20 protein-coding genes and 1 riboswitch are annotated in these 24,151 nt (G+C 63.3%); of the genes, 10 read left to right on the forward strand and 10 right to left on the reverse strand.

Annotated elements, in window-relative coordinates; translation table 11 throughout:
• The first annotated feature begins 26 nt into the window (after nucleotides 1-26).
• On the forward strand, nucleotides 27-1,421 hold the full coding sequence (locus B2S33_RS11030; RefSeq protein WP_027915860.1) for a class II fumarate hydratase: 1,395 nt from the start codon (nucleotides 27-29) through the stop codon (nucleotides 1,419-1,421).
• 211 nt (nucleotides 1,422-1,632) lie between these two features.
• Here the strand turns inward: B2S33_RS11030 and B2S33_RS11035 are convergent, their stop codons facing one another.
• Nucleotides 1,633-2,595, reverse strand: coding sequence for a DMT family transporter (locus tag B2S33_RS11035; RefSeq protein ID WP_104926448.1), 963 nt, complete (start codon nucleotides 2,593-2,595; stop codon nucleotides 1,633-1,635).
• A 182-nt stretch (nucleotides 2,596-2,777) separates the two neighbouring features.
• A complete protein-coding gene (gene pap, locus B2S33_RS11040; protein ID WP_110607596.1) occupies nucleotides 2,778-4,271 on the reverse strand; it encodes a polyphosphate:AMP phosphotransferase in 1,494 nt (497 codons plus the stop codon).
• Between the two features lie 130 nt (nucleotides 4,272-4,401).
• Here pap and mnmC point away from each other — a divergent pair, with 130 nt between their 5' ends.
• From mnmC to B2S33_RS11055, 3 genes are all read left to right on the forward strand, one after another.
• The gene (mnmC, locus tag B2S33_RS11045) at nucleotides 4,402-6,372 is read left to right on the forward strand and encodes a bifunctional tRNA (5-methylaminomethyl-2-thiouridine)(34)-methyltransferase MnmD/FAD-dependent 5-carboxymethylaminomethyl-2-thiouridine(34) oxidoreductase MnmC (protein ID WP_196110108.1); all 1,971 of its coding nucleotides are present in this window, start codon (nucleotides 4,402-4,404) and stop codon (nucleotides 6,370-6,372) included.
• Between the two features lie 108 nt (nucleotides 6,373-6,480).
• Nucleotides 6,481-6,888 (forward strand): DUF2946 family protein, encoded by a 408-nt coding sequence (locus B2S33_RS11050; RefSeq protein WP_111475159.1) that lies wholly within the window; start codon nucleotides 6,481-6,483, stop codon nucleotides 6,886-6,888.
• Nucleotides 6,889-6,964: 76 nt separating this feature from the next.
• Complete coding sequence (locus B2S33_RS11055) at nucleotides 6,965-9,016, forward strand: TonB-dependent receptor (RefSeq protein ID WP_288650274.1); 2,052 nt, start codon at nucleotides 6,965-6,967, stop codon at nucleotides 9,014-9,016.
• 41 nt (nucleotides 9,017-9,057) lie between these two features.
• Here the strand turns inward: B2S33_RS11055 and B2S33_RS11060 are convergent, their stop codons facing one another.
• Genes B2S33_RS11060 through B2S33_RS11075 form a run of 4 tightly spaced genes read right to left on the reverse strand, consistent with a single transcriptional unit; the run spans nucleotide 9,058 to nucleotide 14,008 of the window.
• Nucleotides 9,058-10,077: a FecCD family ABC transporter permease gene (locus B2S33_RS11060; protein ID WP_242809736.1), complete on the reverse strand. Its 1,020-nt coding sequence runs from the start codon at nucleotides 10,075-10,077 to the stop codon at nucleotides 9,058-9,060.
• Nucleotides 10,074-11,042 carry an ABC transporter substrate-binding protein gene (locus tag B2S33_RS11065; protein WP_197874284.1) on the reverse strand — a complete coding sequence of 323 codons (969 nt, stop codon included), beginning with the start codon at nucleotides 11,040-11,042 and terminating at the stop codon, nucleotides 10,074-10,076. The genes B2S33_RS11060 and B2S33_RS11065 overlap by 4 nt, the downstream gene beginning before the upstream one ends.
• Nucleotides 11,039-11,824, reverse strand: a complete 786-nt coding sequence (locus tag B2S33_RS11070) for an ABC transporter ATP-binding protein (protein ID WP_181073748.1) — start codon at nucleotides 11,822-11,824, stop codon at nucleotides 11,039-11,041. The genes B2S33_RS11065 and B2S33_RS11070 overlap by 4 nt, the downstream gene beginning before the upstream one ends.
• 45 nt (nucleotides 11,825-11,869) lie before the next feature.
• Nucleotides 11,870-14,008, reverse strand: coding sequence for a TonB-dependent receptor (locus tag B2S33_RS11075; protein WP_414707711.1), 2,139 nt, complete (start codon nucleotides 14,006-14,008; stop codon nucleotides 11,870-11,872).
• Nucleotides 14,009-14,117: 109 nt separating this feature from the next.
• Nucleotides 14,118-14,325, reverse strand: a riboswitch (cobalamin riboswitch).
• Between the two features lie 270 nt (nucleotides 14,326-14,595).
• Here B2S33_RS11075 and B2S33_RS11080 point away from each other — a divergent pair.
• The 5 genes from B2S33_RS11080 (at nucleotide 14,596) to B2S33_RS11100 (ending at nucleotide 20,140) form a co-directional block, all read left to right on the forward strand.
• Nucleotides 14,596-14,952, forward strand: coding sequence for an integrase (locus tag B2S33_RS11080; protein ID WP_230395987.1), 357 nt, complete (start codon nucleotides 14,596-14,598; stop codon nucleotides 14,950-14,952).
• Between the two features lie 47 nt (nucleotides 14,953-14,999).
• Nucleotides 15,000-16,787 carry an N-acetylglutaminylglutamine amidotransferase gene (locus tag B2S33_RS11085; RefSeq protein WP_027915850.1) on the forward strand — a complete coding sequence of 596 codons (1,788 nt, stop codon included), beginning with the start codon at nucleotides 15,000-15,002 and terminating at the stop codon, nucleotides 16,785-16,787.
• A gap of 4 nt (nucleotides 16,788-16,791) precedes the next feature.
• The gene (gene ngg / locus B2S33_RS11090) at nucleotides 16,792-18,537 is read left to right on the forward strand and encodes an N-acetylglutaminylglutamine synthetase (RefSeq protein ID WP_027915849.1); all 1,746 of its coding nucleotides are present in this window, start codon (nucleotides 16,792-16,794) and stop codon (nucleotides 18,535-18,537) included.
• A gap of 105 nt (nucleotides 18,538-18,642) precedes the next feature.
• Entirely contained in the window at nucleotides 18,643-19,827 is a 1,185-nt protein-coding gene (locus tag B2S33_RS11095; protein ID WP_023533809.1) for an osmoprotectant NAGGN system M42 family peptidase, read from the forward strand.
• Nucleotides 19,828-19,912: 85 nt separating this feature from the next.
• Nucleotides 19,913-20,140 carry a YheU family protein gene (locus B2S33_RS11100; RefSeq protein WP_027915848.1) on the forward strand — a complete coding sequence of 76 codons (228 nt, stop codon included), beginning with the start codon at nucleotides 19,913-19,915 and terminating at the stop codon, nucleotides 20,138-20,140.
• Between the two features lie 28 nt (nucleotides 20,141-20,168).
• On the opposite strand, the gene csrA is transcribed toward B2S33_RS11100, so the two are convergent.
• Both csrA and B2S33_RS11110 read right to left on the reverse strand, forming a co-directional pair.
• Nucleotides 20,169-20,369, reverse strand: a complete 201-nt coding sequence (csrA, locus tag B2S33_RS11105; RefSeq protein ID WP_028688055.1) for a carbon storage regulator CsrA — start codon at nucleotides 20,367-20,369, stop codon at nucleotides 20,169-20,171.
• Between the two features lie 129 nt (nucleotides 20,370-20,498).
• Complete coding sequence (locus tag B2S33_RS11110) at nucleotides 20,499-21,308, reverse strand: SDR family oxidoreductase (protein WP_049695599.1); 810 nt, start codon at nucleotides 21,306-21,308, stop codon at nucleotides 20,499-20,501.
• Between the two features lie 223 nt (nucleotides 21,309-21,531).
• Between B2S33_RS11110 and B2S33_RS11115 the strand changes: the two genes are divergently transcribed.
• Nucleotides 21,532-21,684 carry a DUF3309 family protein gene (locus tag B2S33_RS11115; protein WP_012271016.1) on the forward strand — a complete coding sequence of 51 codons (153 nt, stop codon included), beginning with the start codon at nucleotides 21,532-21,534 and terminating at the stop codon, nucleotides 21,682-21,684.
• Between the two features lie 48 nt (nucleotides 21,685-21,732).
• Here B2S33_RS11115 and B2S33_RS11120 read toward each other — a convergent pair whose 3' ends face one another.
• Both B2S33_RS11120 and B2S33_RS11125 read right to left on the reverse strand, forming a co-directional pair.
• Complete coding sequence (locus tag B2S33_RS11120; RefSeq protein ID WP_027915845.1) at nucleotides 21,733-23,397, reverse strand: cation acetate symporter; 1,665 nt, start codon at nucleotides 23,395-23,397, stop codon at nucleotides 21,733-21,735.
• The gene (locus tag B2S33_RS11125; protein WP_023533810.1) at nucleotides 23,394-23,705 is read right to left on the reverse strand and encodes a DUF485 domain-containing protein; all 312 of its coding nucleotides are present in this window, start codon (nucleotides 23,703-23,705) and stop codon (nucleotides 23,394-23,396) included. The genes B2S33_RS11120 and B2S33_RS11125 overlap by 4 nt, the downstream gene beginning before the upstream one ends.
• Between the last annotated feature and the right edge of the window lie 446 nt (nucleotides 23,706-24,151).

The following is a 24,151-nucleotide window of genomic DNA, read 5'->3' on the forward strand; positions in this document are numbered from 1 at the left end:
TCTGACTGACAGGGAGTGAATGCAGCATGAGCCGTATCGAAACAGACAGCCTTGGGCCGGTCGAAGTTCCTGAGCACGCCTACTGGGGCGCGCAGACTCAGCGCTCGTTGATCAACTTCGCCATCGGCCAGCAACGCATGCCGCTCGCCGTCCTGCATGCCCTGGCCCTGATCAAGAAGGCCGCTGCCCGCGTCAACGACCGCAACGGTGCACTGCCCGCCGACATTGCCCGGCTGATTGAGCAGGCCGCCGATGAGGTCCTGGACGGCAAGCACGACGATCAGTTCCCGCTGGTGGTCTGGCAGACCGGCAGTGGCACGCAGAGCAACATGAACGTCAACGAGGTGATCGCAGGTCGCGCCAACGAACTGGCCGGCCAGGTGCGCGGCGGCAAGTCGCCGGTGCACCCCAACGATCACGTCAACCGCTCCCAGAGCTCCAACGACTGCTTCCCCACCGCCATGCACATCGCAGCCGCCCAGGCCGTGCACGCGCAACTGCTGCCGGCTATCGCCGAGCTGTCCTCGGGCCTGGCCGAGCTGTCGGCACGGCACCATCGCCTGGTCAAAACCGGACGCACCCACATGATGGATGCCACGCCGATTACCTTCGGCCAGGAAGTCTCGGCGTTCGTGGCGCAACTCGATTATGCCCAGCGCGCCATCCGCGCCAGCCTGCCGGCGGTGTATGAGCTGGCCCAGGGCGGCACGGCGGTGGGCACGGGCCTCAATGCGCCCCAGGGGTTCGCCGAAGCCATTGCTGCCGAGCTGGCCGCTCTGTCCGGGCTGCCCTTCGTGACCGCACCCAACAAGTTTGCAGCGCTGGCCGGGCACGAGCCGCTGACCAGCCTAGCTGGGGGGCTGAAAACCTTGGCGGTGGCCTTGATGAAGATCGCCAACGACCTGCGCCTGCTCGGATCAGGGCCCCGTGCGGGGTTGGCCGAGGTACGCTTGCCCGCCAACGAGCCCGGCAGTTCGATCATGCCGGGCAAGGTCAACCCGACACAGTGCGAGGCGCTGTCGATGCTGGCCTGCCAGGTGCTTGGCAACGATACCACCATCGGTTTTGCCGCCAGCCAGGGGCATCTGCAGTTGAACGTGTTCAAGCCGGTGATCATCCACAACCTGCTGCAGTCCATCGAGCTGTTGGCAGACGGTTGCCGCAACTTCCAGCAGCATTGCGTAGCGGGCATCGAGCCAGATACCGAGCAGATGGCCGCACACCTGGAGCGAGGGCTGATGCTGGTAACGGCACTCAACCCGCATATCGGTTACGACAAGGCTGCCGAGATTGCCAAGAAAGCCTATGGCGAGGGCAAGACCCTGCGTGAGGCGGCGCTTGAGCTGGACTACCTCACCAACGAGCAGTTCGATGAGTGGGTAAGGCCGGAGAACATGCTGGCGCCGGGTGGCAAGGGTTGAAGTCTGTGGGGGCGGCTTGCGTTGCCCCCTTTTATTCGGCAGCGCCAAGAAGGCTCGCGCATTGGGTGTGGGAGCGACTGTCTTGCACCGCATCCGGGCCAGCGAGTCCCCGTGTGAGCGGCAGCGATAGGCTGCCGAGCGGCCGCAACCATTCCTGCTGCTCCTGCTGCCCAACCGGCGTCTGATCAGAGGCGCCACACTCCCCCAACACCTAGGACACCTGCGCAAGCCGCGCGCGACGTGCCCGCCATCCCGCCACCAGTGAAGGCCCGAGCGCAACCAGCGCCGAGCCTGCCACCACGACCACAGCCCCTACATACCCGAGCAGGTTGATCTGCTCCGCCTGCACATACTCAGGCCACACCAGCGCAGCCAGTGCCACCGCCACGAACGTCACCAAGGGGGTCAATGCCAACGTCGCACTGACCCGGGAAGCCTCCCAATGCGCCAGGGCTTCGGCAAAGGCGCCATAGGCCACCAGCGTGTTCAGGCAGCACGCCAGCAGCAGCCAGCCCTGTACGGGGCTCAGTTGCAAGACTTCCAGCGGCTGCACCCAAGGCGTCAGCAGCGCCGCGCAGCACAGGTAGATCACCATCATCACCTGCTGCGAGTTCCACACCGTCAGCAACTGCTTCTGGCTCAAGGCGTAGAACACCCAGATACTGGTGGCCAGCACAATGGTGAGCACACCCGTGGTATAGGCGCCAAGCGAAGTCAACAGTTCTTCCAGGCGCTGGTTGAAGAACAGCCCGAAACCTGCCAGCAGGATCAACAGCCCCACCCCCTGCCCTACGCTGAATCGCTCGCGAAACACGAATACGCTGGCCACCAGCAACAGCACCGGCCCCAGCTGCACCACCAGCTGCGCCGTACCAGGGCTGAGCAGCTTCAAGCCGATCAGGTACAGCACGTAATTGCCCATCAGCCCCAGCACCGCCACCCCCACCAGGCCCCTGCCCTTGCGCGTGAGCCTGCCCAAAGACGGCAGGCGACGGTTGGCCGTCAGCCAGGCGCACAGCAGCCCACCGGACACCAGCAGGCGATACCAGGTCACCGTCAACGGGTCCATCACCTGCAACACCTGCTTGAGCTTGATCGGCAGGATGCCCCATAGCAATGCAGTCAACAGGGCAAGCAGCAGGCCGTGAACCCAACGGCCGGAGGTGGTATGCATGGTGTCCTCGATCAGATCCGTGGTGGGGGTGGCTGAATTCTACGGGGTTGCGCAGGTAGCCAGCGCAGGCATGCCGGGAAAAGAATTCATCACGTCATTCTATGGGGGCATGATGCGGGCAACACACCGGAGCGCAGCCGTGTTGCACATGCCCACCTGCCTGTCAGGGGTACGCGCCCCGCCTACTTCTTGTGCTTGGCGAACGCCGCTTCCAGCGCCTCGTTGATAGTGCGCAGGACCTTGACCCGCGCCCAGCGCTTGTCGTTGGCTTCGACCAACGTCCAGGGCGCGATCTCGCTGCTGGTGCGGTCGACCATATCGCCTACGGCCTGGCTGTAGTCGTCCCACTTGTCGCGGTTGCGCCAGTCGTCCTCGGTGATCTTGTAGCGCTTGAATGGGGTTTGCTCACGCTCCTCGAAGCGTTCGAGCTGGGTCTGCTGGTCGATGGCCAGCCAGAACTTGACCACTACCACGCCCGCGTTCACCAGTTGCTCTTCGAAGTCGTTGATTTCGCCATAGGCGCGCATCCAGTCGGCAGGGCTGCAGAACCCCTCGACCCGCTCCACCAGCACCCGGCCATACCAGGAGCGGTCGAAGATGGTGAACTTGCCACGCGCGGGAATGTGCCGCCAAAAACGCCACAGGTAAGGCTGCGCGCGTTCTTCTTCGGTCGGCGCGGCAATGGGCACGATCCGGTACTGACGGGGGTCCAGGGCAGCGGCCACGCGCCGGATCGCACCGCCTTTGCCCGCCGCATCATTGCCTTCGAAGGCCGCTACCAGGGCATGACGGCGCATGTGCTTGTGACGCAGCAAACCGGCCAGGCGCGCCTGCTCGGTGACCAGTTGCTCTTGATAGTCGGCCTTGTCCAGACGCACTGTCAGGTCCAAGGCACCGAGCAGGCTGCGCTGATCAATGCTGCGCCCGAGCGGCGCGACATTGCCCACGTGCTTGCCCTTGGGATTGTTGGCCAGGGCCGCCTGCAAGCTGTCGAGCAGGATACGCCCGACGGCCAGGCTGCGGTAATTGGGATCAACCCCCTCGACGATATGCCAGGGCGCGTAATCGCGGCTGGTGCGGCGCAGCACACGTTCCCCGAAGCGCACGAAGCGGTCGTAGGTGTGCGACTGCTGCCAATCCAGCGGGCTGATCTTCCAGCTGTGCAAGGGGTCGTCCTTGAGGGATTTGAGCCGCGCCTTCATCTGCTTCTTGGAAAGATGAAACCAGAACTTGATGATCAACGCGCCTTCATCGCACAGCATCTGCTCCAGGCGTTCGGCGCCGTTGATGGCCTGGTCCAGCACCGCATCCTTCAACACTCCATGCACGCGCCCTTGCAGCATCTGGCTGTACCAGTTGCCAAAAAACACCCCCATGCGCCCCTTGGGCGGCAAGGCGCGCCAGTAACGCCAGGCCGGTGGCCGCGCCAGTTCCTCGTCGGTCTGCTGATCGAAGGTGAGCACATCGATCATGCGCGGGTCCATCCACTCGTTGAGCAGCTTGACCGTCTCGCCCTTGCCGGCCCCCTCCACGCCATTGATCAGCACGATGACCGGAAAACGCGCTTGCTGCTTGAGCTCATACTGGGCCTCGAGCAGTGCTTGACGCAGGGCTGGAACCTCGGTGTCGTAGGTTTGCTTGTCGATGCTGTGACCAATCTCGGCAGATTCGAACATGCACGGGCTCCTTCAATGGATAAACAAGACTAGCGCAAAAGCACAGCTGGGGCGGGGGTTTGGGCTGCAAGAAAGCCCCAGCCATGCGACTATCGCCACTTCTTCAGTCGCTTGTCGCTGCGCACCCGCCATGACCGTATCTCCCCCTCTCCAGCACGCCCAGATCGACTGGGACGAACAGGGCCGCCCTCATTCGCGGCATTACGATGACGTGTACTTCGCCGTCAACGAAGGCATCGATGAAACCCGCCATGTGTTTCTCGGACAGACCCGCCTGGCGGAACGTTTCACTGCAATGGCGCCCCATGCCTGCGTGGTCATCGGCGAGACGGGCTTTGGCACCGGCATGAATTTCTACTGCGCCTGGCAACTGTTCGCGCAACATGCCCACGCAGACGCCCGGCTTCATTTCGTCAGCGTCGAGAAATTCCCCCTGGACCGCGATGACCTGGCCCGTGCCATCAGCCTGTGGCCAGAGCTTGCCGCTTACAGCCAGCCTTTGCTGGCGCAATACGTGGCAGTGCACCCGGGGTATCAGCAATTCACCTTCGAAGGTGGGCGCGTCACCCTCACCCTGCTGATTGGTGATGTGCTCGAGCAATTGCCAGAGCTCGACGCCCAGGTCGATGTCTGGTTCCTCGATGGCTTTGCCCCTGCCAAGAACCCCGACATGTGGACCCCGGCACTGTTCGCGCAACTGGCGCGGCTGTCCCACCCCGGTACCGTGCTGGGTACGTTCACCACCACCGGCTGGGTACGCCGCAGCCTCGTGGAGGCGGGTTTTGCCATGAAGAAGGTGCCTGGCATCGGCAAGAAGTGGGAAGTAATGAGCGGGGCGTATGTGGGCCCACCCCCTGCCCCGACAGCACCTTGGTACGCCCGACCGCCTTCAGGTGATGGGCCGCGTCAGGCCGTGGTGGTGGGTGCAGGGCTGGCCGGCAGCTGCACGGCGGCAAGCCTGGCCCGTCGAGGCTGGCAGGTCACGGTACTGGAGCGGCATGCGGCAGCGGCGCAGGAAGCGTCCGGCAACCCGCAGGGGGTGCTGTACCTCAAGCTATCGGCGCACGGCACGGCCTTGTCCCGAATGATTCTCGCCGGTTTCGGCTACACCCGCCGTCAGCTTGAGCACCTTCAGCGCGGCGAAGACTGGGACGCCTGCGGCGTCCTGCAACTGGCCTTCGACGACAAGGAGGCGGCGCGCCAGGACAAGCTGGTGCAGGCCTTCGAGCCCGGGCTGGTACACGCATTGACCAAGGACCAGGCCCAGGCCGTTGCCGGCATCACCCTACCGGCAGGTGGGCTGTTCTATCCCGAAGGCGGCTGGGTGCATCCACCGGCGCTGTGCCGCCAACAGCTTGAGCATCCGAACATCCGCCTGGTCCCGCACCAAGAGGTTCTGTCGCTGCACAAGGTCGCTGGGCGGTGGCAGGCCTGGGCCGGTGATCAGTTGCTGGCCGACGCGCCAGTGATGGTTCTGGCCAGTGCTGCCGAGGTCAAACGGCTCGAGCCCTGTGCCGGCTTGCCGCTCAAGCGCATCCGTGGGCAGATCACCCGGCTACCCGCAACACCCCAGAGCCAAGGGCTGGGCACCGTGGTCTGCGCGCAAGGCTATGTAGCGCCTGCGCGATGCGGCGAACACACCCTGGGCGCCAGCTTCGATTTCCACAGCACTGACCTGACCCCCACGGCGGCCGAGCATGAGGGCAACCTGGCGCTGCTGGACGAAATTTCTCCTGACCTGTCCCGCCGCCTTGGCGCAACGGGGTTCAATGTGCAGGCGCTTGAAGGCCGCGCCGCTTTCCGGTGCACCAGCCCGGACTACCTGCCTATTGTTGGGCCGTTGGCCGACGACCCTGCCTTCGCCCAGGCCTATGCAGCCCTTGCCCGGGACGCACGACAAGTGCCGCAGGTGGCATGCCCTTGGCTCGAGGGCCTGTACGTCAACAGCGGCCACGGCTCACGGGGTTTGATCACCGCGCCGCTCAGCGGTGAGCTGGTGGCGGCCTGGGTCAGCGGCGAGCCGCTGCCGGTACCGCGAACGGTCGCCGAAGCCTGCCACCCCAACCGCTTTGCACTGCGCCGGCTGGTTCGGGGCAGATAGCAGGTGCCTCGTCCAGGCAGGCGCCCTGCGACAATAGGGCGCAGCTGCGACCTTTCATCCCCGAGCGCGAATAAGGCTTAATACGGGCCTTGTTCGCCTGGGGGTCGGATGACCGTACGTGCACGCTCACTTGTGTGTTTGCTTGCAGCCATTGCCGTGCTGTTCAACCTGCTGGCGATGCCGCTCGACCGCGCCTTGCAATCCCCCAGCATCGACAGCCAATCGCTGATCCTGGGCAGCTTCTGCAGCCTGCACGGTGCGCAAAGCCTGCCCAAGTCACTGCTGGCCCAGCTCAAGGCCGAACTGCCGCAGCTTGACGATCAGCCGGAAATGAAACACCAGGTCGGTGACTGCTGCTGTGGCCATGCCGGGCATGCCTTGATGGCCAGCGATTACTATCGCCACCTGTTCCCCCGCTACTGGCCCGACGCACTGCTGATCGGCGACAGCCACAAGCTGCCGTTGCCGCGTGAGCAGTGGCCCAAACTCAACCCCCGCGCCTCCCCCCTGGCCTGACCCGTCGCCGCTTACCCAATGCTGCCCCGCACCATGCGGCGCGCAGCGCTGCTCGACTGTCTCCAGGAAACACTTCATGTCTGCGTTTCGTCATACCGCACGCGCCGTCCTGCCCGTGCTCGCTGTTTACAGCCTTAGCCCCTTGTCATCGGCCGTTGCCGAAACACGCTCTGCCGAGAACTCGATAATGACCCTCGGTGCGGTCAGCGTGACCAGTACCGAAAGCGGCCCGCTGGCCACCCGCAGCGTGCTCAGTTCGGTGGATATTCTAGGCGGTGACATCCTCGAAAAAATGCCAGTGGCCTACAGCTGGGAGCTGTTGCGCCGGGCACCGGGGGTGATGCTCACCGAGTTCAACCAAGGCACTACCTCGGGCAAGCTGTCGTTTCGCGGCTTCAATGGCGAAGGCGAAGTGAATGCGGTCAAGTTGCTGATCGATGGGATCCCCAGCAACACCAATGACGGCAACATGCCCTTCATCGACGCGGTGTTCCCCATGGACATCGACAGCATCGACGTGGTGCGCGGCACCAGCGACCCGCGCTATGGCCTGAACAACATCGCCGGAAACGTCAATATCAACACCCGCACTGGCGGCAACTACAACAAGGCGCGCCTGCGCTACGGCAGTTTCAACACCCGCGAGGTGCAACTGGCCAAAGGCATCGAGACCAGCAACTGGACGCAGAACTACTTCTTCGCCCGCCAGCAGGTCGACGGTTACCGCGATCATGCCGACACCGAACGCTACAGTTTCGGCGGCAAGTGGTTCTATACCCCTGACGATGGCAGCTACCGCCTTGGCCTGATCGCCCGCCACTACGAGTCAGAAGCTCAGGAGGCCGGCTACCTGACCGAGGATGACGCCCGCCATCATCCGCGCATGAGTAATGACTACAACGCCACGGACAAAGGCACGCGGCGAATGAATCAGGTCAGTGTGCACCTGGACGCCGACCTGGCCGAGACCCTGTCCTGGTCGGCCAAGACCTACCTCAATACCTATGACGACCGTCGCTGGACCCAGTACTGGCGCACGAGTTCACAGCAGGAGCGCGACACCTACGAGGACCAGTACGGCGCCATCACCTCGCTGACCTGGCGACCCCAGGTGGACTGGCTGCACGCCTTTGCGCTGGAAGGTGGCAGCGATGTGCAGAAGCAACAGAACCGCAGCGAGCGCTACCGCACCGTGGAGCGTGTACGCCAGGCGCAGACACGCGACCAGGACTTCGACTTCAACACGGTCGGTGCCTACGTGCAGGCGCAGATCGAGCCGTTCGAATCGTTGAAGATCGTGCCGGCCTACCGGGTGGACAAGATCAGTGGTGACTTCACCAACAAGATGACCGGGCAGGGCTACGACATCAACGACTACGGGCTGATCAAACAGCCCAAGCTCAGCATTGTCTATTCGCCATGGAAGTTCGCCAGCGTTTATGCCAACTGGGGCCGCACCTTCCAGGTCGGGACCGGCGCCGCAGCGTACAAGGTGCCGCCGCGCAACGAGGACCTGGCCCCTTCGATCAACGAAGGCTGGGAAACCGGCATCAAGTTCACCCCGGCCAGCTGGGTCGATGGCCGCGTGGCCTACTGGCGTCAGGATGCCTCTGGCGAAGTGAGCCGGCGCCTGAACGACCTCAGCGGGGAGTCAGACAATGTCGGTGAGACACGCCGTTGGGGCTACGACCTGCAGGTCAACCTCCACCCGGACGAGCGCACCGAGGTATGGATGTCGTACTCGTGGCAGTACTCCAAGATCCTTGAGCCCAGCAGCGCGTTACCAGGCAGCAAAGGCCAGGAAATCGATCACGTGCCCAACCATCTGTGGAACACCGGCATCAGCTACCAGGCCACGCCCGCGCTGCAGCTGACTGCCTGGGCGAACGGGCAGACCCACTACTACCTGGAGCGGGAGAACACCCAAGGTACGTATGGCGGCTACGTACTGATGAACCTCGGTGCAACCTACAAGCTCAGCGAAACCATGAGCGTGGACTTGCAGTTGAAGAACCTGACCAACCGCTACTTCGAGTACGTCTGGTACGACCCGGATGGGGCAGATGCGTCACTGCACTCCCCGGGCGACGGCCGTGCGCTGTATGCAGGGCTCACCCTGGACTTCTGATGCAGGCCACGGCAAGCCCCCCAGGGTGGCTTGCCGTGGCGTCACCGCTTGAGCAACAGCATGAAGAACACCCCGCCCAGTGCTGCGGTCGCAATGCCGATCGGCAGGTCCTGCGGTGCGATCAGGGTACGGGCAGCCACATCCACCCACACCAGAAACACCCCACCCAGTAGCGCACTGACCGGCATTAGCCGCCGATTGTCCGCCCCCACCAGCAGGCGCGCTACGTGGGGCACCATCAGGCCAACGAAACCGATGGCGCCCGACAGCGAGACCAGCACCCCGGTCAACAAGGACGTGCAGATGAACACCTGAAGGCGCAGGCGCCGGCCGCAGACGCCCAGGCTGATCGCGGTCTGCTCTCCACTCATCAGTGCATTCAGGCCGCGCCCCATCACCTGTAGGGCACACAGCCCAAGCAGCACGCACAGTGCCGGCAGCCAGATGACCTCCCAACGGGCAGCCCCCAGCCCACCCAGCATCCAGAACACCACCGACGCCGCAGCGTGCTGGTCACCGGTATAGAGCAGCACGTTGACCACGGCCATGAGTACGAAGGACACCGCGACCCCCGCCAACAGCAGGCGATCGCTTTCCAGGCGCCCACTGCGACGCGCCACGCCGATCACCAGCAGCATGCTCCCTATTGCCCCCGCGAACGCAGCCAGCGGCAGGCTGAGTACACCGACGAAGTCCCCGACATAGAGCATCACCAGCACCGCGCCCAACGCCGCGCCGGCGCTGACGCCCAGCAAATGCGGATCTGCCAGGGGGTTTCGGGTGACGGACTGCAGGGCTGTGCCCACCAAGGCAAGCCCTGCCCCGACCAGTGCGCCCAACAGCACACGCGGGGCACGGATGAGCCAGACGATGTGCACCTGGCTCTTGCTGAGCGCAGGCCCCCAGTCGATGCCCAATTGCTGCGCGACGATCCCGATGACGTGGGTCAAGGGCACCGATGCCGGGCCAAATGCCAGCGACACGACCGATGACGACACCAGCAGGATGACCAGCATCACGATCAGCCAACCATAACGCACCGGACTGCGCGCCAAGGTCACGGTGCCCCCGCTGCGAACAGCTCGGGGTGCAGGGCGCGGGCAATGTTCTCCACCGCCTCGACGTTCTCCACCGAGGGGGTGACCTGCAGGTAGGTCAGGGGTAAGAAGCGCTGCTCGCGAATGGCCCGTATCTCTTTCAACGCAGGCTGCTGCATCAGAAAATCACGTTTCTGCTGCCAGGTCCTTGGGCCATAGTCGACGATCAGGATCACATCAGGGTCGCGCTCTACCATGCTTTCCCAATTGACCTGGGTCCAACTGGCAGCCACCTCGTCCATCACGTTCACGCCACCGGCTGCGTCGATCAGTGCCTGCGGCATGCCCAGACGCCCCGATGTCATCGGACGATCTTCGCCGCTGTCGTACAAAAAGACCCGTGGTCGGTGTTGCGCCTGCCCTACCCGCGCTTGCACCGTGGCGATTCGCTGGCGCATCTGGTGGACCAGCGCTTGGGCCTGACGCGGGTGATCGAATACGCGCCCCAGGTTGTCCAAGTCGCGGTAAACGTCATCGAAACTCGCACGTTGGCCGGACATGACCCAAGAGCAGGACTCGCTCAACTCGTAGACCGGGACCCCAAAGGGTGCCAGCGTCGCGGGGGTGACCGGCCCTCCTACGTGCATGCCATAGTTCCAGCCGGCGAAAAACAGGTCGGTATCGACTGCCAGCAGCGTTTCAATGGAAGGATACCGACTGGCCAGTTGCGGTATGCCCTCCAGCGCAGCGTCAATCCATGGGTCACGGTGTTTACTTCGGGTGAACCCCGTGTAGCCGATGATGCTGTCTCGCAGCCCCAGGTGCAGCAGCATGGCGGTCATGTTCACATCGTGCACCACCACCCGCTGGGGAGCCTTGTTGAACGTCACCAAGCGCTCACAACTGCGCACGTTCAGCGGGTACTCGCTGGCCACGGCAGGCAGCGCAAACAAGAGCGTTATCAGGGCGATCAGAAAGCGAGCGTTCATGGTTGGGTTATCCAGGTAATGCGGGGGTAAGGGTGCAGCGGATGAAGGTCGACCAGCGCCTGGACACCAAACACCTCCTGAATCAGTTCACCGGTCAGCACCTGCTGGGGCGTGCCACTGACACGGATTCGGCCAGCGTCGATGACGTACAGGCGGTCGCAGAATGCCGCCGCCAGATTGAGGTCGTGGAAGCTCGCCAGCGTGCTCAGCCCCAGGCTGCGCAAGTGCTGCAAAAGCCCAAGCTGGTAACGCGGGTCGAGGTGGTTGGTTGGCTCGTCGAGAATCAGCAGTTCAGGGGCCTGGACCAGTGCCCGGGCCAGTAGCACACGCTGCTTCTCGCCCCCGGATAGCGAAGCGAACGTGCGCTCGTCATAACCTGCCAGCCCAACCAGCACGAGCGTGTGAGCAACCCTTTGCCGGTCCTCGGGCGAGTCGCCATCAAACAGCGCCTTGTGTGGCGTGCGCCCCATGGCCACCACTTCGGCAACACTCAATCCAAACTCGCCAGGAAACTCCTGAAGCACCACCGCGATACGCTGCGCACACCAGCGCGGGCTGCGTTGCCAGATATCGGCACCGCTCAAGCTGACGCTGCCTGCGGTGGGTGGCGTGGCGCGATAGGCGCAACGTAGCAGGCTGGTCTTGCCACTGCCGTTAGGGCCGATAAGCCCTACGCACTCACCGTCGTCCACATGCAGGTCCACGCCTTGCAGGATCTGGCGCACCCTGCGCCCCGCCTCGGGCACTGCCCAGTGCAGGCCCTCGATACTCAGTCGAGTCATCGGATTCACTCCAGCAAGCACCGGCCCGAAGGCCGGTGCAACAGGTCAGAAGCGGTAATCCGCCGTGACGAAAAATGACCTTGGCTCGCCCAGGTACCACTGGCGCCCATTGTTGCCGGTGGTGGTCGCGTACTGGCGATCGAACAGGTTGTTGAGCTGCAAGCCCAAGGTCAGGTCCGGCTGCACGTGCCAGTCAACGTTGGCGTCGACCACGGTGTAGCTCGGCACCTGCACGGTGTTGGCATTGTCCCCATAGCGGCTGTCCACATACCGCGCACCCGCCCCGGCACTGAGCAACCGACCAAAGTCCTTGCTCAACCACAGGTTGGCCGATCGCCGGGGCACATCGACCGGCCGATTGCCGCTGTAGTTGCTGGTGCCACTGGCAAACTCGTCGTACTCCGCGCGCACCCAGGCGGCGTTGGCCGAAAGCTGCACATCGTAGGGCAGGCGCAACGCCAAGGTGGCCTCGATGCCGTCCGAGGATTGCTGGCCGACCTGTTGCTGAAGGACAGGGTTGAGCGGGTCGCTGCTCAAGAGCTTTTTCTTGACGATGTGGTAGGCCGCAAGCGTCCACTCGCCACGGCCATCGGGGAGCATCTGTTTGACACCGACTTCGGTCTGTTTGGCGGTACTCAGGTCCCAGCTTTGTTGCGCTGTACTGAGCGTCAGCAGGTTGCTCACGCCCTCGGTGCTGGTGGCGTACTGACCATAGACCGAGAGGTCCTCGGTCAGCGCGAACACCAGGCCTGCCCGCCAGTTGTCGCCACTCAGGCTGCGGTCCGAGCGGGTATCGGTGTCCAGATCGTCACGGTTCAGATGCACCTGATCACGCCGCACACCGGTGATCAGCGACAGACGCTCGGTGAGTTGCGTGCGGTTTTCGGCGAACAGTGAGAATTGCCGTGCCTGGTTGGCTTCGCGCGAGCGATAGGGGTCAGTGCTGATGTAGTCACCGCCGCCCGAGCCCGACAGTGGCACGGTGTCGGTAAAGGTATTGCCGAAATCATGTTTGCGCACGAAGCGGATCGCATTGTAGTCGGCGCCAACAACGGTCTGGCTGTCCAGGCCGAACAACGCGTGCTGCAGGGTGAACGACTGGCGATCCCCGATCTGCTCTTGGGTCTGCTTGATGCTGATGAAACTGCTGCGCTGCACCTGGTCGCCAGGCAGCCAGGTGTAGCTTTCGGCATTTCGCCACCGGCGCTGGGCCTTGAGGAAGTACAGCTGATTGCTGGCGGTCAGGTTGTCGGTGATCACCCAGTCCGTGACCAGGCGAGTGGACTGATCGTTGTAATGCACCTCGGCATTGGCCACGTTGTAGTTGTGGTCACGCAGCGACTCACGGTAATGCCCATTGACCAGCGGCGTACCGAAATACTGCTGCGGGTCCTGGTCACCGTAGTCATGGCTGAGGGTGATGCTGAAATCGTCGTTCGGCTGCCAGCGCAATGAACCGCTGACAGCAACGCTGGCTGACTCACCACGGTCGACCCAGCCATTGCTGTCCAGTTTATTGAGGTTCAAGCGATAGCTCAGGGTATCGGTCAGCGAACCGCCGCTGTCCAACGCCAACTGCCGGCGATCATGGGAACCGTAGCCCAGGCGGACATGATTGCGAACCTCGCCGTCGAAGGGCTTCTTGGGCACCACGTTGATCACCGCACCGGTGGCGCCCTCCCCGTACAACACCGAAGCCGGGCCGCGCAGTACGTCGATGCGGTCCACGGCCCAGGTGTCCACGGGAAACGTGACGGTGCCAGCACCCACGTACAGGCGGGTGCCGTCATACAGCTGCATGGTCGAACTGTGCCCGGTGAAGCCACGGGCCGAAAGCGCAGTGCCACCGTTGCCAGGCGTGCCGATGAAGGTGATGCCGGGGGTGCGGGTCACTGCTTCCTGCACCGTGGCGTTGTTGCGTCCACTGATGTGCTCGGCGCTGATGCTGGTGACGCTGGCTGGCGTTTCCAAGGGCGTGAGGTGCAGGCGCGAACCGCTGGTGCCAGGGGTGTGCAAGTCCATGGGAGGGTTCTGCTCGGCAGTGCCGGTGATGGCCGTGGCGGGCAATGCCAGTGCAAGGCCGTCTTCGGCTGCCTGAATCGGTACGGCCATGCACACACAGGGCACCAGGCTCGCACCCAGCAACGCCCCTTGAGGGGTATGAAAAACACTAAAGCGGGACATATCTTTCCTTTTGCAGCAGGAATGAAAGAATCCCGGAGGGAACAACGCATGGGGAACGCGCAGGCGCACGCGCCCACGGAAACCGGCCTGCGCCCGCCCACCGCGGGTTTGCCAAACAAGGCTTCAGGCCGGTCTCCGGGCTCGCGAGGGTCATGATGCCGTCACCTTCCCATGCCTGTGGCACAGTGGTCTGTCGAAAGCATCGCTCGCATACCGTTGCGGGGGCAGCGCCGGACTGATCACCCTGGGGCGACGAACCGGCTTCCCGTTTCACCCCATGCACGGCGGCAGGGGGCACCTGAAACAGGCGCGCAGATGACCACCAAAATCGTCCTGGGTCAACATCCCGTGTGGAGGATTAGCCGCCGCCAAGCGTCGACGAACGGCATTGCGAAGATTAACGCCCCCCGCCTGGCGGGCTTCATCCGAGCGTGCGAAGGCGCGCTCAGGTAGGCGTAGCACTGGGTTTGAACGCGATGGATCGATGCTGGACGTCGACCCACAGAGGCGGACTTCAGCGACGAGGAATCACCGAAAATCGCACCAAAACCAGACGCCCACGTAAAGTTTTATTGAACGATCGGGCCTTGCATGCCCTCGAAAAACCCAGACCGCTCACCGAGGCGCGTTCAGATGACGTGTTCGCGCCCAGTGGGACAGACGACCGTTCGGCGCTGTTCATACGCCCCGAAGCGAGTCAACAACGTTACTGGCTGGCAGCTTTGCGTACGCTTGGTATCAGGCACCGCAGGCTGTACGACACGCGCCACACGTACGCGACCATGTGCCTGGTGGCCGGCATGAACCCGGCATTCATCGCCGCGCAACTCGGGCACAGCGTGCAGGTGCTGCTCTGCATGCGCCAGGTGGATCACCCCCCTCACGATTGGGCGGGGCTTGATCAGCCCTGGCGTTTGGAGGCGGTACAAATGGGGTACGAGTGAAAAGCCAGTGACGCCATGAGTGCCGAAACTCAAAGGGTTTACGTTACATGTGCGGACTAGCTGGAGAATTGCGTTTCACCCCCCTCGGTCAAGCCCCTCGCCCAGCCGACCTGGCTGCCGTTGAGCGAATCACTCATCACCTGGCGCCACGTGGCCCGGATGCGTGGGGCTTTCACAGCCAGGGGCCGATCGCCCTCGGCCACCGTCGCCTGAAAATCATGGACCTGTCCGACGGCTCCGCCCAGCCCATGCAGGACAGCACGTTAGGCCTGTCACTGGCCTTCAACGGCGCCATCTACAACTTCCCTGAACTGCGCCAGGAACTGCTGGACCTGGGCTATACCTTCTGGTCCGACGGTGACACGGAAGTGCTGCTCAAGGGGTACCACGCCTGGGGCGAGGCGTTGCTGCCCAAGCTCAACGGCATGTTCGCCCTGGCTATCTGGGAGCGCGACAGTCAGCGCCTGTTCCTGGCCCGCGACCGCCTGGGCGTAAAGCCCCTGTACCTCTCGCGCAACGGCGAGCGCCTGCGCTTTGCCTCCACCTTGCCGGCGCTGCTCAAAGGGGGCGACATCGACCCGATGCTCGACCCGGTGGCGCTGAACCATTACCTGAATTTCCATGCCGTGGTCCCGGCACCGCGCACGCTGTTGGCCAACGTGCAGAAGCTCGAACCCGGGACCTGGATGCGCATCGACCGCCACGGCGAAGTCGAGCGCAGCACCTGGTGGCAACTCCAGTACGGCCCCAACCCGGATGAGCGTGACCTGACCCTCGAGGATTGGACCACACGCGTACTGGACGCCACCCGCGATGCGGTTGCCATCCGCCAGCGCGCCGCCGTCGACGTGGGCGTGCTGCTCTCCGGCGGTGTCGATTCCAGCCTGCTGGTCGGCCTGCTGCGCGAAGTGGGTGTGGATGACCTGTCGACCTTCTCCATCGGTTTCGAGGATGCAGGCGGCGAGCGCGGAGACGAATTCCAGTACTCGGACCTGATCGCCAAGCACTACGGTACCCGCCACCACCAACTGCGCATTGCCGAGCACGAGATCATCGACCAGCTGCCCGCGGCGTTCCGCGCCATGAGCGAGCCGATGGTCAGCCACGACTGCATCGCCTTCTACCTGCTGTCGCGGGAAGTGGCCAAGCACTGCAAGGGCGTGCAGAGCGGCCAGGGAGCCGACGAGCTGTTTGCCGGCTACCACTGGTACCCGCAGGTCGATGGCGCCAACGATGCATTCGCGGCGTACCGCGAAGCGTTCTTCGACCGCAGCCATGCCGAATACCGTGACACCGTGCAGCCGGCCTGGCAGCTGGAGAACGATGCCGCTGGCGACTTCGTCCGTGAACACTTCGCCCGCCCTGGCGCCGACGCCGCCGTGGACAAGGCCCTGCGCCTGGACAGCACGGTGATGCTGGTGGACGACCCGGTCAAGCGCGTTGACAACATGACCATGGCCTGGGGGCTGGAAGCCCGTACGCCGTTCCTGGACTACCGCCTGGCAGAACTGTCGGCCCGCATTCCGGCACGCTTCAAGCTGCCCGACGGCGGCAAGCAGGTGCTCAAGGAGGCGGCGCGCCGAGTGATTCCGCACGAGGTCATCGACCGCAAGAAGGGTTACTTCCCGGTGCCTGGCCTCAAGCACCTCGAAGGCGCCACCCTGGGTTGGGTCCGCGACCTGCTGACCGACCCCAGCCAGGACCGCGGCCTGTTCAATCCGGCCATGATCGACCGTCTGCTAAGCAACCCGCACGGCCAGCTCACCCCCCTGCGCGGTTCCAAACTGTGGCAGTTGGCGGCGCTGAACCTGTGGCTGACCGAACAAGGACTCTGAACCCATGAAAGCCCACGAAACGGCCTATGGCCAGCGCCTGCTGCGCGGCCAGGCGCCCTCTTACGAGCGCCTGCAGGCACGCCTTGCGGGCGATGGCAGCGAGCCTCACGATCAGCCACGTGCCCTGCACTGTGGCTGGGGACGACTACTGATCGGGCATACCTATGCCGACCCGGCCAAGCTAGCCGAAGACCTGTTGGGCGAATGCCGCGGCGAACGCGACATCGCCCTGTACGTGGCAGCGCCCCAGCAGGTGCTGGCACACGCGCCGCAGCAACTGTTCCTGGACCCCTCGGACACCCTGCGCCTGTGGTTCACCGACTATCGCCCGGCGCAACGGGTATTTCGCGGGTTTCGCGTGCGCCGTGCGCAAAACCCCAGTGACTGGCAAGCCATCAACACGCTCTACCAGGCACGCGGCATGCTGCCCGTCGACCCGGAGCTGCTCACCCCGCGCCACCTGGGTGGGCCGGTGTACTGGCTGGCCGAGGACGAAGACAGTGGCGCGATCATCGGCAGTGTCATGGGCTTGAACCACGCCAAGGCCTTCGACGACCCGGAACACGGTAGCAGCCTGTGGTGCCTGGCCGTCGATCCGCACTGCACCCGCCCCGGGGTGGGTGAAGTACTGGTGCGTCATCTGATCGAGCACTTCATGAGCCGCGGCCTTGCCTATCTGGACCTGTCGGTGTTGCATGACAACCGCCAGGCCAAGCGCCTGTACGAAAAACTGGGCTTTCGCAACCTGCCCACGTTCGCCGTCAAGCGCAAGAACGTCATCAACGAACGCCTGTTCCTGGGCCCTGGGCCACAGGCTGACCTCAACCCCTATGCGCGGATCATCGTCGATGAGGCCCTGCGCCGGGGTATCGAGGTGCAGGTGTGCGACGCGGCTGCCGGGCTCTTCACCCTGAGCCTGGGCGGTCGCCGTGTACGCTGCCGGGAGTCGCTCAGCGACCTGACCAGCGCCGTGACCATGACCTTGTGCCAGGACAAGCGCCTGACCCAACACGCCCTGCACACCGCAGGTCTGCTTGTGCCGGCGCAGCAATTGGCCGGTAACGCCGATGACAACCTGGCGTTCCTCGAGGACCACGGCGCGGTCGTGGTCAAACCCGTGGATGGCGAACAGGGCCAGGGCGTAGCGGTCAACCTCACTACCCTCGAAGACGTCACGCGTGCGGTCGAACACGCCCGTCAGTTCGACAGCCGCGTGCTGTTGGAAAGCTTCCATGCCGGGCATGACTTGCGCATCGTGGTCATCGGCTATGAAGTGGTCGCGGCCGCGATTCGCCACCCGGCGCAGGTGATGGGCGATGGTACGCACAGCATCCGCGAACTGATCGACGCACAAAGCCGGCGCCGCCAAGCGGCCACCGGGGGCGAAAGCAAGATCCCGGTGGACGATGAAACCGAGCGCACGCTGGCCGCGGCCGGCTTTGGGTTCGAGGATGTGTTGCCCGCAGGTCGCCAGCTGGCCGTGCGGCGCACCGCCAACCTGCACACCGGCGGCACGCTCGAGGATGTCACGGCACGCCTTCACCCTACACTCGCCGATGCGGCCATTCGTGCAGCGCGGGCACTGGAGATACCCGTGGTGGGCCTTGATTTCATGGTCAAGGATGCCAGCGAACCCGACTACGTCATCATCGAAGCCAACGAGCGCGCAGGCCTGGCCAATCACGAGCCACAACCCACGGCAGAGCGCTTCATCGACTTGTTGTTCCCCCATAGCAGGCCGCTGGCCTGATACACCCATGCTCCGCTTCGACGGGAGCCCGGCGCCAGCGCCGCTCCCGCTCGACTGTTACGACCGGATCATCCAACGATTTTTCAACCGACCGGAGGCCTGGACATGTCCGAACGACATCCCGAACCCGATCTCGAGTACCTCAAGCGTGTCTTGCTGGAGATGCTCGCCATCCCCAGCCCTACAGGCTTCACCGATACCATCGTGCGCTACGTGGCCGAGCGCCTGGACGAGCTGGGCATTCCCTACGAGCTGACTCGACGCGGCACTATTCGCGCCACCCTCAAAGGGCGTCAAAGCTCCCCGGACCGCGCCGTCTCCGCACACTTGGACACCATTGGCGCCAGCGTGCGCCAGGTGCAGGACAACGGTCGCCTGGCCCTGGCGCCGGTGGGCTGCTGGTCCAGCCGCTTCGCCGAAGGCAGCCGCGTCAGCGTGTTCACCGATACGGGCGTATTTCGTGGCAGCGTACTGCCGCTGATGGCCAGTGGGCATGCCTTCAATACCGCCATCGACCAGATGCCCATCAGTTGGGACCATGTAGAAGTGCGCCTGGACGCTTACTGCGCCACCCGTGCCGATTGCGAGGCGTTGGGCGTGGGGATTGGCGACTTCGTGGCCTTCGATCCGCTGCCCGAGTTCACCGACAGCGGTCACATCAGCGCCCGTCATCTGGATGACAAGGCCGGGGTCGCCGCCTTGCTGGCGGCCTTGAAAGCCGTGGTGGAAAGCGGCCGTCAGCCGCTGATCGATTGCCACCCGCTGTTCACCATCACCGAAGAAACCGGCTCGGGTGCCGCCGGCGCCCTGCCCTGGGATGTCAGCGAGTTCGTCGGGATCGATATCGCCCCGGTCGCCCCCGGCCAAGCCTCCAGTGAGCACGCCGTCAGCGTGGCCATGCAGGATTCGTCCGGGCCGTACGACTACCACTTGTCCCGGCACTTGCTCAAACTTGCAGGCGAACAGGAATTGCCGGTACGCCGCGACCTGTTCCGCTACTACTTCAGCGATGCCCACTCTGCGGTGACCGCAGGCCACGACATCCGCACGGCGCTGGTCGCCTTCGGCTGCGATGCCACCCATGGCTATGAGCGCACGCACATCGACAGCCTGGCCGCGTTGAGCCAGCTGTTGTCGGCTTACCTGTTGAGCCCGCCCGTGTTCGCCAGCGACTCGCAGCCGGCCAATGCGTCCCTGGAGCGCTTCAGTCACCAACTCGAGCACGATGCGCAGATGGAGAGCGACACTCGCGTGCCCGCGGTGGACAGCCTGGTTGGTCAGAAGACCTGACGGAACGCGCGGGACCGCCTGGCGGGCGGTCCCTGCGCCATCGAAATCGCGTAGGATGCCTACAACTCATTCAGACACGTTACCCATGCTGATACCCTACGAACACCTGCAAGCCGACACCCTCACCCGCCTGATCGAGGACTTCGTCACCCGCGACGGCACCGACAATGGCGATGACACACCGTTGGAAACCCGTGTGCTGAGGGTTCGCCAAGCGCTATCCAAGGGGCAGGCGTTCATCCTGTTCGATCCGGAAAGCCAGCAGTGCCAGCTGCTGGCCAAGCACGACGTGCCCCGCGAACTGCTGGAATGATGCCCGTGCGCGTCGACGCCAGTCGGCCTCATGAAGCCTTGTTCGCCCTGCGCGCCCTGGCACATTGCGTTTCCTTGATGCGCCTGTAGACCTCGGCGCGGTGCACCGGCACTTCCCTGGGTGCATCGACACCGAAGCGCACCACCCCGTCCCGGGTCTCTACCACCATGATTCGGATGTCATCGCCGATCACGATGACCTCGCCCACTTCGCGTCCTATTACCAACATGTTCCGGTCCTCCAGCGAAAGGGAAAACCGGAGCGTGCAGCGTAGCCATTTGGCTACTCAATACTTCCACCCTCATTCAGAAAGACCCGACACGCCTAGGTAACCTTTCTTACGGATCCACCCTACGCCTTAACGGGCTCGGGCCTTCGCACGCATCTTCACTGCCATGTCGGCCATTTCATCGTACAGCCGCTCAGGTGCCTGGCATTTCAACGCCCAGGCCTGACGGCCCGCTTCGTGGGGCAGGATCAGGAACTGCCCGTCAGCCACCTGGCGGTAGATGCAGTCGGCGATATCGCTGGCACTGATGGGCGAGCCTTCCAGCAGCTTGCCGACCTGCGCTTTCATGGCCGGGTCCGGCCCACGGAAGGAGTCCAGCAGATTGGTCTGGAAAAATGACGGGCAGACCACGTGCACACCCACCCCCAGTTGGCGCAGCTCCACCAGCAGGCTTTCCGAGAGCGCCAGCACCCCCGCCTTGGCGACGTTGTAGTTGCTCATGCCGGGGCCCTGCATGAGCGCTGCCATGGAGGCGATGTTGACGATGCGCCCTTTGCTACGCTCAAGCAGCGGCAGAAAAGCCTTGCAGCCTTTGACCACGCCCATGAGGTTTACCGAAATCTGCCAGTCCCAGTCTTCGAGCGACAACTCGTCGAAGAACCCGCCTGATGCCACGCCGGCGTTATTGACGATGATATCGATGCCGCCGAAGTGCTCCTCGCAGGCCTGGGCCAGCGCGGTGAGCTGGCTGTAGTCACGTACATCGCACCGTTGTACGAACCCGTCGCTGCCTGCGGCACGCACCATTTCCAGTGTCTGACGCAGCCCAGCCTCACTGATGTCGGCCAACGCCAGGCGCCAGCCTTCGCGCGCCCAACGCAGGGCAATTTCGCGGCCCAGCCCGGAGCCTGCGCCCGTGATCATGATGCGCTTGTGCATGGCGACTGCCTTTTTCAGAGGTTGTGGCCCCAGTCTAATCAAGCCTATGCCCAGAACGGGTGCTTATCAGGCAAGTGAATGAGCGGCCATGAACCGCCCGCTGCGCACAAAGACGGGGCGATGACCAACACGCCGATGGAATCTTTCACAAGCGGCGCCGGTCATTAGTTACAAGAGGCCGGCAACCTGGGCCCTTGACCCTCAACCACGCAAGGACTCCTCCATGACCACGATTCTCATCATCATCCTGATCCTCCTGTTGATTGGCGGCTTGCCAGTGTTCCCGCACTCGCGCAGCTGGGGTTATGGCCCGTCCGGCATCGTCGGTGTGGTGCTGGTGATCTTGCTGGTGTTGCTGTTACTCGGCATGATTTAGTGCAGCAAAAAAAACCGCGCCGAGGCGCGGTTTTTTCATGCCTGCGAATCAGTGCGATACCGCCCCTGAAGCGCCCAGGCCAGTCTGCGAGCGTACGAACTGCGGGAAGAACAGCGCCCGCTCGTTTTCGGCAGCCGTGGACTTGTCGGTGATCGAGAAGAACCAGATACCCACGAAGGCAATCAGCATCGAGAACAAGGCCGGGTACTCGTAAGGGTAGATCGCTTTCTCGTGACCAAGGATCTGCACCCAGATGGTCGGGCCGAGCACCATCAGCGTCACCGCGCTGATCAGGCCAAGCCAGCCGCCAATCATGGCGCCACGGGTGGTCAACTTCTTCCAGTACATCGAGAGCAGCAGTACGGGGAAGTTGCAGCTGGCCGCAATGGAGAAGGCCAGGCCCACCATGAAGGCGATGTTCTGTTTCTCGAACAGGATGCCCAGGCCAATGGCCAGGACGCCCAGTGCTACGGTGGTGATCTTCGAGACGCGGATTTCGTCCTTGTCGTTGGCCTTGCCCTTGCGCCACACGCTGGCGTACAGGTCATGGGACACCGCCGAGGCACCCGCCAGGGTCAAGCCTGCCACAACCGCCAGGATGGTGGCGAAGGCCACGGCCGAGATGAAGCCCAGGAACACACTTCCGCCTACGGCATTGGCCAAGTGCACGGCGGCCATGTTGTTACCGCCCAGCAAGGCGCCGGCGGCGTCCTTGAAGTCCGGGTTGGTGCTGACCAACAGGATGGCGCCGAAGCCGATGATGAAGGTCAGGATGTAGAAGTAACCGATGAAACCTGTGGCATAGAGCACGCTCTTGCGGGCTTCCTTGGCATCGCTGACGGTGAAGAAGCGCATCAGGATGTGTGGCAGGCCAGCCGTACCGAACATCAAGGCCAGGCCCAGCGAGAAGGCCGAGATGGGGTCTTTGACCAGACCGCCGGGGCTCATGATGGCCTCGCCCTTGGCATGCACCTTGATGGCTTCGGAGAACAGGGTGTTGAAGTCAAAGCCCACGTGCTTCATCACCATCAGCGCCATGAAGCTTGCACCCGACAGTAACAGCACCGCCTTGATGATCTGTACCCAGGTGGTGGCCAGCATGCCGCCGAACAGCACGTACAGGCACATCAGGATACCGACCAGGATCACGGCCACGTGGTAGTCCAGGCCGAACAGCAGTTCGATCAACTTGCCTGCACCGACCATCTGCGCAATCAGGTAGAAGGCCACCACCACCAGCGAGCCTGAGGCCGACAGGGTGCGGATCTGCTTTTGCCCCAGGCGATAGGAGGCCACATCGGCGAAGGTGTACTTGCCCAGGTTGCGCAGGCGCTCGGCGATCAGGAAGAGGATGATCGGCCAGCCTACCAGGAAACCGATGGAGTAGATCAGGCCATCGTAGCCGGAGGTGAACACCAGTGCGGAAATACCCAGGAACGAGGCTGCCGACATGTAGTCCCCGGCGATGGCCAAGCCGTTCTGGAACCCGGTGATGCGACCACCGGCAGCGTAGTAGTCCGAGGCGGATTTGTTGCGCTTGGAGGCCCAGTAGGTGATGCCCAGGGTGAAAGCCACGAACGCCACGAACATGGCGATGGCAGAAACGTTCAGCGGTTGTTTCTGCACCTCGCCGGTCAGGGCATCGGCAGCCCACACGGCGGGTGCGAAGACGCCGCAGGCCAGAACGGCCAGTGTCTTGGCATGACGAATCATTGTTGCGCCTCCTTCAGGATGGCCTTGTTCAGCTCATCGAATTCGCCGTTGGCTCGGCGCACGTAGATGGCGGTCAGGACAAATGCCGAGATGATCAGCCCGACGCCCAGGGGAATGCCCCAGGTGATCGATGACTCAGGGCTGATCTTGGCGCCCAGTATCTGGGGACCGTAGGCGATCAGAAGGATGAAAGCGCAGTACAGGCCGAGCATGATCGCCGAGAGTATCCAGGCGAACCGTTCGCGCTTGCTGACCAGCTCCTTGAAACGGGGGCTGTTTTGTATCGAGAGGTAAATGCTGTCGTTCATTGTTTTTGTCCTAGCAGCACAGAGAGGGAATGTAACCCACGTCCTTACTTTATGCGGCTGTTGGACGGCAACCAGACGACCTTAGTCTTAGATGCAACGGTGTTTTACCGATTGCGCAACAAAGCGGATGACGGAGGTGGGGTTCGAGGGGAGTTTCTGCCTGATCGTGTGCAGACAGAGGTGGCCCTCCCTCAGAGCTCAGCACATCGCGTACCGAGCAATCGGTGAATCGGACTTCAGACTACATATACCCGGGGGTTGTACGCGTGCGACGGGTGTGGGCATCGGTGGATTTCCAGTAATCTGCTACAGGGTTTAATACTGCGCCCAGTGTTTCAATCAATCATTTTCAATATTGAGTGAGTGCAACCTGGCAACCTTGGTAACTTCCAAAGATCTTGCCAAGCCACTCACTCCGCCCTACTCTGCTGTTGCTGTTGCTGTTG

The organism is Pseudomonas sp. UBA5568 (assembly GCF_002425525.1).
GTDB lineage: Bacteria > Pseudomonadota > Gammaproteobacteria > Pseudomonadales > Pseudomonadaceae > Aquipseudomonas > Aquipseudomonas fulva.